At 33.7% G+C, this 12,570-nt stretch carries 13 protein-coding genes and 2 pseudogenes; 10 read left to right on the top strand and 5 right to left on the bottom strand.

Annotated elements, in window-relative coordinates:
- The first annotated feature begins 86 nt into the window (after positions 1-86).
- Entirely contained in the window at positions 87-632 is a 546-nt protein-coding gene (locus IPK14_08540) for a 5'-3'-deoxyribonucleotidase (GenBank protein ID MBK7993461.1), read from the top strand.
- A 147-nt stretch (positions 633-779) separates the two neighbouring features.
- The gene (gene guaB / locus IPK14_08535) at positions 780-2,243 is read left to right on the top strand and encodes an IMP dehydrogenase (GenBank protein ID MBK7993460.1); all 1,464 of its coding nucleotides are present in this window, start codon (positions 780-782) and stop codon (positions 2,241-2,243) included.
- A gap of 60 nt (positions 2,244-2,303) precedes the next feature.
- Here guaB and IPK14_08530 read toward each other — a convergent pair whose 3' ends face one another.
- Positions 2,304-3,479, bottom strand: coding sequence for an acyl-CoA dehydrogenase family protein (locus tag IPK14_08530; GenBank protein MBK7993459.1), 1,176 nt, complete (start codon positions 3,477-3,479; stop codon positions 2,304-2,306).
- Positions 3,480-3,673: 194 nt separating this feature from the next.
- On the opposite strand from IPK14_08530, the gene IPK14_08525 reads away from it, so the two are divergent.
- The 6 genes and pseudogenes from IPK14_08525 to IPK14_08500 all read left to right on the top strand — a co-directional run bounded on the left by IPK14_08525 (position 3,674) and on the right by IPK14_08500 (position 9,244).
- Entirely contained in the window at positions 3,674-4,006 is a 333-nt protein-coding gene (locus IPK14_08525; GenBank protein MBK7993458.1) for a hypothetical protein, read from the top strand.
- A 70-nt stretch (positions 4,007-4,076) separates the two neighbouring features.
- A complete protein-coding gene (locus tag IPK14_08520) occupies positions 4,077-5,606 on the top strand; it encodes a hypothetical protein (GenBank protein ID MBK7993457.1) in 1,530 nt (509 codons plus the stop codon).
- Positions 5,607-5,624: 18 nt separating this feature from the next.
- Complete coding sequence (locus IPK14_08515; protein MBK7993456.1) at positions 5,625-6,389, top strand: enoyl-CoA hydratase/isomerase family protein; 765 nt, start codon at positions 5,625-5,627, stop codon at positions 6,387-6,389.
- A 6-nt stretch (positions 6,390-6,395) separates the two neighbouring features.
- Positions 6,396-7,471: pseudogene (locus IPK14_08510) on the top strand (HindVP family restriction endonuclease).
- Between the two features lie 6 nt (positions 7,472-7,477).
- A pseudogene (locus IPK14_08505) lies at positions 7,478-8,423 on the top strand (DNA cytosine methyltransferase).
- 164 nt (positions 8,424-8,587) lie between these two features.
- Positions 8,588-9,244 (top strand): DUF2490 domain-containing protein, encoded by a 657-nt coding sequence (locus IPK14_08500; GenBank protein MBK7993455.1) that lies wholly within the window; start codon positions 8,588-8,590, stop codon positions 9,242-9,244.
- Positions 9,245-9,289: 45 nt separating this feature from the next.
- On the opposite strand, the gene IPK14_08495 is transcribed toward IPK14_08500, so the two are convergent.
- The 3 genes from IPK14_08495 to IPK14_08485 form a co-directional block, all read right to left on the bottom strand.
- On the bottom strand, positions 9,290-9,721 hold the full coding sequence (locus IPK14_08495; protein ID MBK7993454.1) for an Rrf2 family transcriptional regulator: 432 nt from the start codon (positions 9,719-9,721) through the stop codon (positions 9,290-9,292).
- Between the two features lie 98 nt (positions 9,722-9,819).
- The gene (locus IPK14_08490; protein ID MBK7993453.1) at positions 9,820-10,779 is read right to left on the bottom strand and encodes a 2Fe-2S iron-sulfur cluster binding domain-containing protein; all 960 of its coding nucleotides are present in this window, start codon (positions 10,777-10,779) and stop codon (positions 9,820-9,822) included.
- A 45-nt stretch (positions 10,780-10,824) separates the two neighbouring features.
- On the bottom strand, positions 10,825-11,199 hold the full coding sequence (locus IPK14_08485; protein MBK7993452.1) for a group 1 truncated hemoglobin: 375 nt from the start codon (positions 11,197-11,199) through the stop codon (positions 10,825-10,827).
- Between the two features lie 389 nt (positions 11,200-11,588).
- On the opposite strand from IPK14_08485, the gene IPK14_08480 reads away from it, so the two are divergent.
- Together IPK14_08480 and IPK14_08475 are read left to right on the top strand one after the other, a co-directional pair.
- Positions 11,589-11,687, top strand: a complete 99-nt coding sequence (locus tag IPK14_08480) for a hypothetical protein (protein ID MBK7993451.1) — start codon at positions 11,589-11,591, stop codon at positions 11,685-11,687.
- 28 nt (positions 11,688-11,715) lie between these two features.
- Complete coding sequence (locus IPK14_08475) at positions 11,716-11,898, top strand: hypothetical protein (GenBank protein ID MBK7993450.1); 183 nt, start codon at positions 11,716-11,718, stop codon at positions 11,896-11,898.
- Between the two features lie 25 nt (positions 11,899-11,923).
- Here IPK14_08475 and IPK14_08470 read toward each other — a convergent pair whose 3' ends face one another.
- Positions 11,924-12,427, bottom strand: a complete 504-nt coding sequence (locus IPK14_08470) for a DinB family protein (protein ID MBK7993449.1) — start codon at positions 12,425-12,427, stop codon at positions 11,924-11,926.
- Between the last annotated feature and the right edge of the window lie 143 nt (positions 12,428-12,570).

Below are 12,570 nucleotides of genomic sequence, written 5' to 3'. Positions count from 1 at the left end.
TTCCCTAAAATTTTTCTTTTTTGCCTTGCCTATTTTTAAGCTAACCGCTTTATAATTTGCTAAAAATAAAATGGAGATAAAACTTAGTGCTAATTTTAATTGACCAAGATGGCCCGCTTGCAGATTTTGAACAAGGCTTTTTAGATATTTGGCAAAAAAGCTTTCCTGATGAGTTCTTTATCCCTCTTTCAGAACGCAAAACTTTTTATATGCGCCAACAATATCCCCCTCATTTAACCAAAAAAGTTGACTCAGTTTATACATCACCAAATTTTTTTATCAACTTAAAGCCTACTCTAGGTGCTAAAGAAGCTGTTAATAAACTAATTACTCTAGGACATGACGTTAGAATTTGTACATCCCCATTATCACGTTATGATTATTGTGTATTAGAAAAATATCAATGGGTAGAAAAACATTTTGGACGAGAATTTACTAAAAAGATAATCTTGACTAAAGATAAAACTATGGTGCGTGGAGATATTCTTATAGATGACAAGCCAAAAATTGAAGGTGTTTTTAAGCCTGAATGGGAACATATTATTTTTGATTACCCCTATAACCAAGAAATTACAGATAAAAGAAGGTTAACTTGGCAAAACTGGGAAGAAATTTTAGAACTTGTTAAATAACTAAAATAATTGAAGTTATTGATTTTAATTTTATCAACTAGATTCTTGTCCTGATTGCTCAAAAATAAAAAAAGCTGCTATCATTCCTATTTTTATAGATTTAAGAATTTTCTACCTAGGTAGTAAGCTTAAAAAATAGGAATGGTTATGGAAAAAGAAATTTTTGACGCATTAACTTTTGATGATATTTTGCTTAGACCTGCTTATAGCGAAGTCCTACCAGCAGAAACCGACACAACAACCTTATTTTCTCGCAATATTAAAATTCATATCCCTATTGTTAGTGCTGCAATGGATACAGTAACCGAAGCAGCATTAGCCATTGCACTTGCTCAACAAGGCGGCTTAGGCGTAATTCATCGTAATATGCCAATCACTGCCCAATGTGATGAAGTTGATAAAGTAAAACGTTCTGAAAGCGGTATGATTGTTGATCCTGTAACAATGTCTGCTGATCAGCCTATTTCTAAAGCATTGAAAATAATGGAGCGTTATCATATTTCAGGTGTCCCAATTGTTGATGACAACAAAAAACTTCTTGGAATTTTAACTAATCGTGACCTGCGTTTTGAAAATAGATATGATTTGCCTATTTCTACAGTGATGACCAAAGAAAATTTAATTACTGTAGCTGTAGGAACTACCTTGCAAGAAGCACGAGGAATTTTGCAAAAACACCGCGTAGAAAAATTATTAGTTGTCGATGAGGAATATCATCTTAAAGGTTTAATTACTGTTAAAGACATCCAAAAAGCTATTAAATACCCGCTAGCAACCAAAGATAACTTGGGCCGCTTACGTGTTGCTGCTGCTGTCGGTGCAACAGGTGATTATTTTGAACGCGCTCAAGAGCTAATCAATGCCCGAGTTGATGCAATTGTTGTAGATACTGCACATGGGCATTCTAAACGTGTAATAGAAGCCGTTAAACAGATTAAGCAATATTATCCAAACATTGATGTAGTAGCAGGAAATGTTGCAACATTTGAAGCGGCTAAAGATTTAATTGCTGCGGGTGTGGACGGTATTAAAGTAGGAATTGGCCCTGGAAGTATTTGTACAACTAGAGTAGTTACTGGCTGTGGAGTTCCTCAAGTTAGCGCAATTATGGATTGTGCTAAAGCTGCTCGCTCAACAGGTGTTCCAATAATTGCAGATGGTGGAATTAAGTTTTCTGGTGATGTAACTAAAGCTATTGCTTCTGGTGCAGATTCTACAATGATGGGTTCGCTCTTTGCTGGAACGGATGAAAGCCCAGGGGAAATTATTTTGCTTCAAGGTCGTAGCTTTAAGTCTTATCGCGGCATGGGGTCACTTGGAGCAATGAAAGAAGGTAGCCGTGACCGCTATGCTCAAGAAAATGAAGTAGAAGCTAAACTTGTTCCAGAAGGTATTGAAGGACGTGTCCCTTATAAAGGCCCTATTGCGGCTATGGTGACTCAACTTGTAGGGGGACTTCGTGCAGGTATGGGTTATTGTGGTTGTAAAACTATTAAAGAACTAAAAGAAAATTCTAAATTTATTCGCATTACTAGTGCTGGTCTAAAAGAAAGCCACGTCCATGACGTGATTATTACTAAAGAAGCTCCAAACTATCGTTTAGATCAATAAAAAATATTTGCAAAAGATCAGCCCTTTTTGTAGGGCTGATCTACTTAATCACCTGTCTATTTAGTCAAACGCTTGATGTCCAGTAATTTCAGCACCTAAAACTAGTGTGTGAATATCATGAGTTCCTTCATAAGTATAAACAGATTCCAAATTATTCATATGCCGCATAATTGGGTAATCCCCACTAATACCATTTGCGCCTAAAATAGTTCTTGCTGCCCTAGCTACTTCCATTGCCATATGTACATTATTTCGTTTTGCCATAGAAATTTGCGCTGGAGTAATTTTACCCTGTTCTTTTAACCTACCTAATTGTAAAGAAAGCAGTTGTGCTTTAGTAATTTCTGTTAACATGTCGGCAAATTTAGCTTGTTGAAGTTGAAAAGCTGAAATAGGTTTACCAAATTGGATACGACCTTGAGCATAATCTAAAGCAGTATGATAACAAGCCATTGCTGAACCAATAGCACCCCAAGAAATACCATAACGAGCTTGAGATAAACACATCAAAGGAGATTTTAAGCCTTTAGAAAGAGGTAAAATATTTTCTTCTGGAATTTCACAATCAGAAAATACAAGTTCTGAAGTAACAGAAGCTCTTAAGGAATGTTTGCGATGAATTTCAGGAGCAGTAAAACCAGGTGTTCCTTTTTCTACTAAAAAGCCGCGAATCATATCATTATCATCTGTTTTTGCCCAAACTACGGCTACATCTGCAATTGTGCCGTTAGTAATCCAGGTTTTTGTACCATTAAGCAACCAACCATTTGAGGTACGTTTAGCACGGGTAATCATCCCTGATGGATTTGAGCCAAAATCAGGTTCGGTTAAACCAAAACAACCTATTTTGTCACCTTTTGCCATTGCTGGTAGCCATTTACGTTTTTGTTCTTCTGAACCAAAAGCATAGATTGGATACATTACTAATGAGCCTTGAACACTAGAAAAACTACGTATTCCACTATCACCGCGCTCTATTTCTTGAATTACTAAACCGTAAGCAACTGCTCCTAAACCCGCACAACCATATTCTGTTGGAAGACTAGCACCAAGAACGCCTAACTCACCTAATGGTTTAACTAGTTCTGTAGGAAAACGAGCATGTTCATAACATTCTTCAATAATTGGGACTATTTTTTCTTCAACAAAATTACGTACAGAATCACGTGTTAAACGTTCTTCTTCAGTTAATAATGAATCAATATCATAAAAATCCACGCCTTTAAATTTCGCCATATCAACTCCAAAATAATTTATATTGTTTAATAAAATTAAGTTCTTAAGTGTAGAAAACTGGTAAGAATATCATTAAATAGATCTTGTACGCTAGACAAACTTGGCTTGACCTAACTGTTACTATGGTTTTACTCTTACTGGGCTAATTCCTACAAAATTAATAATTTCTAACTAAAGAAAACTTGGAGAAAATTATGAAAGTTTCCTTGCGTAAGCTTGCGCATGCTCGTTCTGGAGATAAAGGAGATACGGCTAATGTTGGATTAATTGCACTACGGCCAGAATATTACCCAATATTAGCTCAAGAAGTTACTGCTGAACGAGTAAAAGAACATTTTACAGAAATTTGCAAAGGGGCAGTAACTCGTTATGAACTTCCTAATTTAGGTGCGCTAAATTTCCTATTGGCAGAGTCTCTTGGCGGTGGTGGGACACTATCACTTAAAACAGATGCCCAGGGTAAAACCTATAGCTCTGCATTACTTAGAATGGAAATAGAAATTCCTGATAACTTAGACCTGTCCTAAAGAACAGGTCTATTATCAGTAGCCCCTCCGGGGCCTACAAGGTTTACTTCAGGTAAGTTACCAATTTGCTATGGCTACAATAAAAAAAATTGATGAATTTATTGTCTCAATTGAAGATAGCGCGACACTCCTAAAGCTTTATCTTCAACGTGTAGCACGTTCTCCGGGCAATGTTGGCTATTGTCGTGCTTTAGCTAAACATGCTGGAGAAATCCGAAATGAAGCTGAAACGCTTTATATTAATCTTACTTATGAACTAGCTTCTATAACAAAGCCTTTAGCTATTGCTACAGTTAAATATGTTGAATATTTAATGGAGCTTGCTAATTTGTTGGACGAATTAGCTTTAGAAATGGCTATTGGGCAAACTCCAGACCTGGTTGCAGCAATTGATTTACTACGTGATGGAGTTAATGCACTAGAAGAATTACTTCGGCTAATTAGCCAGTCACAAATTGCTGATGTATCGGCAATTACTGAAATAATTAAAACGCTACAAACAATTTTAGAAGGTGAAGTTTCTTTAATAGACGATATAGTCACTAGAACAGCAGAACATCCTGCATTGCTGCATTTTAATGATGAGGATGATGAGCTAAATTTTGAAGCAGAAGATCCTTTTGACGAGTTAGAAATAAATGATGATGTATTAGATGAAATTGTTAGTAATATTGATAATTCTTTAGATTCTGTAGTTCAAGTAGGGGCAAGCCTTCAAACAGCAATTTCTGGAGAAGCAGACTATCACCTTCAAGCAGATGACAAGCAATTAAAAGACCTTTTTGCTAATTTAGTAGCTAGTTATACTCAACCAATAAAAGGATTTCTTAAAGAACTTAGAGACGGTCATGCTTCTAAGGAATGGATAGATTTATGTAAACCATCTTTAGAGCTAATAGACAATGCTGCTTTTTCAATGAATTATAAAGAATTAAGTCAAACTTTAAGTAGTTTTTCTAGTCTTCTATTTTCTATTAAAAATAGCTCTGATCGTTTGATTAGTGGAGAAAAGAAAAAAGAAATTTTAGCAATCTATGACCAATTAATAACTTGTCTACCTCAAGCTTTTTCGTTAGAAGATGATGTTTTAGCAGCAATTTCTTCTTCCCGCGAAGGTTTAATAATTCAATCTATCTTAAAACAAGTTAAAAATGTTGGTGCAACGACGGTTAGAAAACTATTTGCGGCTGGCTTAACTACGCTAAATCAATATTATCAAGCTGGCCCTTCAGAACTTGCACTATTAGCTAATATCCGTCCTTGGCTAGCTGAACGTATTTGCGAGCAGTTTCATCAATACCAAAAAGAAAATCTACAAACTGATGTAAATTTATATAAGAAAAAGCTATTTCATTTAATAGAAGTATTAAAACGTCAGCAATTCCTTTTTAAGAAAGCAACTTTAGAAGAATGGTATTCACAACAAGAATCAGACGAAAAAAAACAGCGTCGTAGAAATAGGCAACAAGTAATGTGGCAAATTAATTTAGCCTTAGCCGAAGAAGGTTCACCATCAGCAATGTCACTTCTAAAAGAGCTTAGAAAACTAGTTTTTGAACGTCGTATTGAACGTTTAGAGAAACATTTAGCAGAATTATAATTTTAGTTTGGAGGGCTTATGTCTGAATACAGCAAAATACTTTATAAATCCGAACAGCATTTAGCTCAAATTATCTTAAATCGTCCTGAAAAACGAAATGCTTTAGATGACACCATAGTTGCAGAAATCAAATTAGCCTTAAAAGTAGCTAATGAAAGTCCAGATGTCCGAGTAGTTGCAATAGAAGGTGCTGGAAGCGATTTTTGTTCTGGAGCAGATCTTTCTGTGCTACAAAAAATTGCTCGTAGCTCAATTATAGAAAATTTAGAAGACACTGCCCTTTTAATGGAATTATTTGTGCAGATCCGCAATTTAGCCAAACCTGTAGTTGCTGTTGTGCGGGGTCGGGCATTGGCTGGTGGATGCGGGCTAGCAACAGCTTGTGACTTAATTTTAGCTAATGAAAGTGCGCAATTTGGTTATCCAGAAGTTAAGATTGGTTTTATCCCTGCAATGGTAATGGCTATTTTACGCCGTTCTGTTAGCGAAAAACGAGCATTTGAGCTAATTACTAGTGGTGAGCCAATTTCAGCAAAAGAAGCTGAAAGAATTGGGCTAATTAACCAGGTTTATTTAGACAGTGAATTTGATAGCAAAGCAGCCGATTATTTAATTTCCTTAACTCGTAAAAGCACTTCTGCAATGTTTTTAACTAAAAGATTGCTTTATCAGATGGATGGGATGAGTTATGAAACAGCCTTAAAATCTGGAATGGATGCCAACACAATTTGCCGAATGACTGAAGATTGCCAACAAGGTATTTCTAAATTCCTTAAGAAATAAGCATATATGACTACAAACATAAAACCAGGTCTATTTGGTATTAAAAATTCTAATAGAGATTTCTCTTTACCAGAAAGTTGGGGAAAAAATCAGTTTAACAATTCCTTTCCAATAGCATTGACTTGTTATATGGCATCAAAAAAAGTAGATCCAATATATCTAGTTTTAGAAGAAGATCTATCAATCACACATCAATTAATAACGGTGGAAAAGCTTTTTGGTCTACCTTATAACGATAATAATTTATTCTTTAGTTTTGAAGAAAGTTTTACACCTTATGCAGATTTAGTAATAGGGCCTTACCTAGAGCAGATTTAGTAACACGAAATTCTGCAACAAAAAATAAAGACTGTTTAGCAGCATTTGAAATAAAATTAACTGCATTGCCTGACAACTCAACTTGTGAAGTTGATGATGATAGCTTTTATGGATGTGAAATAGTAGTTAGACCAGACACAATAGTTTATGTAGCCCTTGCAATAGCAAAACTTTTCATAAACAAAAAAGAAGAGCTAAAAGCAATTACATCTTTAACTTGCTCCAAAATTAATAGTTGGGATGACGCAGACAGTGTGCGCCCTAATATGGCTAACTTTATACAAACAATTGATACAATAATAAAAACAAATATCCAAAGCCAAACCCCTTTGTTATTACAACCTATCTGGAAAACTCAAGGAAAAAAAGGAATTTTATCAAAAGAATGTTTTGATATGTTTATATGGTCTGATTTTGCTATTACACGATTATTTATTGATCAGGCAACAAACAAAACTAGTGCTTTTACTCGTATGGAAAGGGCTGTTGTTTGGTTAATAAAAATGTTAGATGATTTTGCCAATTCAGGAAAAATAAATGCAGATTTAGTAACTAGCCAACTAACTTACAATACACGCAATGACAAGGCTTTTGCTGTTAGTGGAAAAATAACTAATCCATATATGAAAAGTTCATCTCTAACAAAGCCCCGCATATCAAAATATGCGGTTAAAGAAATAATACTGGGTGGCGCACAAGATTATTTAAGCCCTGAAAGAAGACTCGACGCAATTATACTTAATTCACCTAATTTATTTGATTAAATAATTATGAGAACTATTGATTTATTTGCAGGCTGTGGTGGTATGTCGCTTGGATTCCAAAATGCCGGACTTCAGATAGTAGCAGCGTTTGATAATTGGCAACCCGCAATTAACACTTACACAAAAAATTTCACGCATTCTATATATAACTACGACTTAGAAAAATATGAGCCGTTATGTAGCATTTTCAAAAATCTTTCTCCAGAAATAATTATAGGTGGCCTCTATTCAAGATTTTTCTTCTGCTGGAAAACGTGATGAAACTTTAGGCCGAGCAAATTTGACAATTTCATTTGCAGAAATTGTTTCTAAAGTAAAACCTAAATGGTTTGTAATGGAAAATGTTAGTCGTGCCGAAAAAAGCCTGACACTAATAAAAGCAAAAGAAATTCTAATAAAAGCTGATTATGGTTTAAGCCAAATAATACTAGATGCTAGTTTATGTGGTGTGCCACAGGAAAGAAAAAGATTGTTTTTGATTGGACAGTTAAATGGACAGGATAATCAACTAATACCCTATTTAAATAACTACTTAGCTCCAAATCCTCTAACAATACGGGACTATTTAGGAAGTAAAATAGATATAGAATATTATTATAGGCATCCAAGAAGTTACAAAAGACGGGGTGTATTTAGTATAGATGAACCAAGTCCAACAATACGGGGTGTTAATAGACCTATACCTAAAGGATATTTAGGACATCCAGGAGATCCAATCAAAGAAATTAATGGATTACGTCCTCTTACTACAAAAGAAAGAAGTCTAATCCAAACATTTCCAGAAAATTTTGTATTTATAGGAAATAAATCAGAAATAGAACAGTTAATAGGAAATGCTGTGCCTGTAAAACTAGCAGAATATGTAGCAAGATGTATAGCAGAATTCTCAAATATAAAAACTCAATATTTACAAAACCTAACAAAAAAACCCTTACAACTTAGTTTATTTTGAAATTTTCATAAATTTGGCAGGTTTAAGACAACCCTAACCGCAATTTTCTAACTCATAGTTAAAACCAAACAAAATAAGGATAACTATTTCTAATGCGGATTTTCCTCTACCTATTATTCTGTGTATGTTGTTTTTTTAGTTTTAAGACTACAACTTTCGCGCAAGTGCAACATTCCGGTTGGTTAGGATCATTTAACACAATCAAACTTAATGATAAATTTAGCCTTCATGCTGAAGGTCAATTACGTATAACCGATAATGCAGATCAAGTTCAAACCATAATACTGAGACCTGGCCTTAACTACCACATAAATGAAAGCTTAGCTGTAACTGCTGGTTATGCTTTTATTCCAAATAGCAGAACTATTGGAAAAACTGCTGATTTACTTTCTGAACATAGAATTTGGCAACAACTACTTTATAATCAAAAAATGGGCAATGTTTCTGTTGCGCATCGTCTGCGTCTTGAACAACGTTTTATTCCTAAAGCAAGGCTTGTAGGCAATGAGCTAGATACTAATGGTTATGATGAAGCTTATCGCTTACGCTATTTTATTAGAAATATAGTTCCTTTAGTAAAACAAGAAAAATTTAATAAAGGTTGGTTTGTTGCCTTGCAAAATGAAGTATTTCTTAATATAGGTGATAAGTCTGCTGTTAATGGTCGAGTTTTTGACCAAAACCGTATATATGGGGCAATTGGTTATCGAGTGTCAAATAAATTTGATGTAGAAGCAGGTTATCTTAATCAATATAGTAAAACTAGAAGTTCATTTACCAATAATCATGCTTTTCAAATAGCTTTTTATAGAAAGTTCTAAGTAAGTTTATTTACATTATAGTTTTTTCATCTTTTGTTACAGAACTTAAAAATATAATGGAAGCTTGTGTTGATCATTAAAATTAATAACATCAGCTAAAGTATATTTATCTAAAGTAGCTAAAAAAGCTTCTTTTGCTTGATATAGCATTGATTTTAATCCACATACTGACACTATAGAACAAGTATTGTTTTCCTTGTCAAAACATTCCACTAAATGAAAGTTGGGTTCTGTATGACGCACTACATCCCCTATTATTATATCTTTAGGATCTCGTGCTAGTTTGATGCCTCCTTTACGTCCAGCATATAAGTTAATAAATCCATGTCGGTTAAGTGTTTGTGCAACTCTTACTAAATGATTTTTGGAAATGCCATAAGCGTTACTAATTTCTTCTGTTGAAACTAGACGATCAGAGTTAATAGTTAAGTAAATTAACATTCTTAAAGAATAATCTGAATGGTAAGTAAGTTGCATAACACTCCAAAAATTTTTGTTTTTATCTAAAGCTAATAATTAGATTATTAACAAAAATTTTTTGGAGTTACCACATAAAAATCCTTATCTAAACTTAATTAGTTAGCACTAGCAAAAAAAGCATCTGAAAAAATATCTTTTGATGATACACCAGCAAGAAAAACTTGTTTTTTCAGTGAATTAACTAACTCTGGATGACCACATAAAAAAGCCCGCCAACCTTTTAATTTTGGAATATGCTTAAAAACTAGCTTATTTATTGCGCCTACTTCCACAATATTATCCGTTTCACCCTGTAAAACAGATGGATGATAATAAAAATGAGAGTATTGTTTGCTAAGAAAAGATAACTCATTTTTCAAGTATATTCCTTCGTGCTTCAATGCCCCGTGAAAGAGATGTATTTCCCCATCATGACCTTGTTTTAGAGCATCTTGTAAAATGCCGTATAAAGGTGCTAACCCTGTTCCCGTTCCTACCATTAAAAGAGGCTGTTGTTTATTGTTATTTAAATAAAAACAATCTCCTTTGGGGCCTTGGATATATAGTTTTTCTCCTATTTTTGCTTGAGAACTTAACCATCCACTCATTTGACCATTAGCAATTAAACGAATATGTAAAGCTAAATAACCATCTGAAGGGAGGCTAGCAATAGAGTAAGGACGTGCTAAACCATCCTCTCTAATTAAATTAATAAATTGCCCTGCTTGAAAAAGAAATTCATCCTCATATTTTAACTTTAGGCATAAAACATCTTGATTAAGCATTTCTTTATCTGCAATGTAAGCAGGAATTTGCAGATCAGAAGAAACAATAGTTAAATCTTCCTGCGGACGATAAACACAAGATAAAAAATAGCCTTGCGTTTTTAATGTTTCTTTTAATCCTTGTTGTGCTTCTTTTGGTAAGCAAGCTTTGTCTGCTTTTAATATACAAGATTGGCAAACTCCTGCACGACAAGCATTTGTGACTTTTACACCTTTTTTTAATAAAGTCTCTAATACAGTTTCATTTGCTTCAACTGAAAAGATTTCATCCCTGTAATTAATAGTAGCCATTAATTAATTTTCTCCTAGCAGATTATTTAGCAAAATGTAGAAGCACTAACGGGAAAGCACATCATTACGAGTGCTTTCAGCAGTCGTAATTACTTGATTAACAAAATGTTGTGGGACGTTTAATTCTGTTAATGTTTCGGCCAAAAGTTCTAGCACTACATCAACGTGCTTATCATTTAAGCCTTTAGATAAAAGGTGTGCATGGCCCTCTCTCATACTTTTTCCTGTATATTCGTTTGGCCCTCCTAAAACCATAGTTAAAAATCCTGCTTGTTTTGCCATTTGTTTATCCATATCTATATCATCAAAAAAATGACAAATTCGTTCGTCTGTTAATACTTTGCGATAGAAATTTTCTACAGCTACATTTACTGCATCTTTACCACCTATTTGTTCATAAATACTAAGATTATCAGACATATAAAGGCACTCCATAATTGTATTTTCTTAAAATTAATAAAAGTTGCATATAAAATACATATTTTATTTTTACACGTCAACGATAAAAAGGAGAAAATATGCAAATAAAATACATATTTTATTTTGAGGGATTTTAGAAAATACTATTTATTTTCAATAAAGTTAGTATTTTCAGTAAATTAGTATTTAATTTCTAAGGTAGTTAACAACTTAGGTTTGTAATAGGTTATTGCCATATATTTTGCAACTTGATGCTTTGAGCATTCGTTTCAGTTTTTTTCTTATTTTGCTAGAAGGCAAAGAATTTACTATTAGAGGTGTAAGATGAGTATTATTAATAATTTAGAAGTAGAAGAATTTAGCTTACCTGGTTTAGTTCATAAAACAATTTGTGGCCAGCTTTTGGAGTAAATAATTTTGAAGTTTGGCTACAAACAATTTCTCCAAAAGCTGAAACTCCTGTTCATAAGATGATTGTGATGAAATGATACTTGTATTAAAAGGAAATGAACCTTTATTTTAGAAGATAAAACTAGTTATTTTGGCCCTAATTCAACTTTAGTTATTCCACCTAATGCAGTTCATCAAATTATCAATTCAGGTGATGAAGAAATGCAGTTAGTAGCAACTTTAAGCGTCCCTAATGTCCAAGTTTTAACTTCTAATAACCAACCTATTCCACTTCCTTGGCAAAATTAATATTAAATACTAGTAGTTATTTAACTTAAATAATTCCAAATGCCCCACTACCGGATGAAAGATTGCGGCTTTTTCTCCAAGCCGCAAGTTGTCCAGCATGATTTCCCTCATGAAATAATAAATAATGAAGTGTATGTCCAATAGTAGGTTGAACAGCCGCAAAATGTGGATCTGGAGTTGGTTTAGCTAAATCTTTGCTAGTTAAATTTCCAATTACTTCCTTACGTATTTTCTCTGTTTCTATAAGTTGCTCAATTAGTTGTTCTTTTGAGTGATATATATTTTTATCAGAACTAGGTGCTTTACCAGGTGCATAAATTTCCCACCATCCTTTAGGCATTTGCAGCGCGTTAGGAGATTCTAAAGCACCCAACATCATACAATCAGCTAAAAATAGGTGTCCTAAAGTCCAAGCAGGATGATTTTCTCCTGCTACAGATTGTTGATACATTTGTTCTTCTGTTAAATCTGCTACTAAATTTAATGTTTGCTGTCGTGCTTTGCTTAATGACCAGACTAATAAATCCATATTTACTCCATTTTAATAAGTTATAAGTTAGTGTTGCGATCTTATTCTGATTAACTTATGGCGTAAATGACATAGATACAACAATTTCTGCCATTATAATTTTATTTATGCTACAGTTATTTGTACTTTGTTTATTTAGAGGA

Source organism: Blastocatellia bacterium (assembly GCA_016713405.1).
Classification (GTDB): Bacteria; Acidobacteriota; Blastocatellia; order Chloracidobacteriales; family JADJPF01; genus JADJPF01.
This window is presented reverse-complemented; position numbering and strand designations above follow the sequence as displayed.

What these genes read in the sequence shown, in the direction of transcription:
- guaB (MBK7993460.1), top strand. Translation starts at nt 780, where the DNA reads ATGGAAAAAGAAATTTTTGACGCATTAACTTTTGATGATATTTTGCTT.
- IPK14_08530 (MBK7993459.1), bottom strand. Translation starts at nt 3,479, where the DNA reads ATGGCGAAATTTAAAGGCGTGGATTTTTATGATATTGATTCATTATTA.
- IPK14_08525 (MBK7993458.1), top strand. Translation starts at nt 3,674, where the DNA reads ATGAAAGTTTCCTTGCGTAAGCTTGCGCATGCTCGTTCTGGAGATAAA.
- IPK14_08520 (MBK7993457.1), top strand. Translation starts at nt 4,077, where the DNA reads ATGGCTACAATAAAAAAAATTGATGAATTTATTGTCTCAATTGAAGAT.
- IPK14_08515 (MBK7993456.1), top strand. Translation starts at nt 5,625, where the DNA reads ATGTCTGAATACAGCAAAATACTTTATAAATCCGAACAGCATTTAGCT.
- IPK14_08495 (MBK7993454.1), bottom strand. Translation starts at nt 9,721, where the DNA reads ATGCAACTTACTTACCATTCAGATTATTCTTTAAGAATGTTAATTTAC.
- IPK14_08490 (MBK7993453.1), bottom strand. Translation starts at nt 10,779, where the DNA reads ATGGCTACTATTAATTACAGGGATGAAATCTTTTCAGTTGAAGCAAAT.
- IPK14_08485 (MBK7993452.1), bottom strand. Translation starts at nt 11,199, where the DNA reads ATGTCTGATAATCTTAGTATTTATGAACAAATAGGTGGTAAAGATGCA.
- IPK14_08470 (MBK7993449.1), bottom strand. Translation starts at nt 12,427, where the DNA reads ATGGATTTATTAGTCTGGTCATTAAGCAAAGCACGACAGCAAACATTA.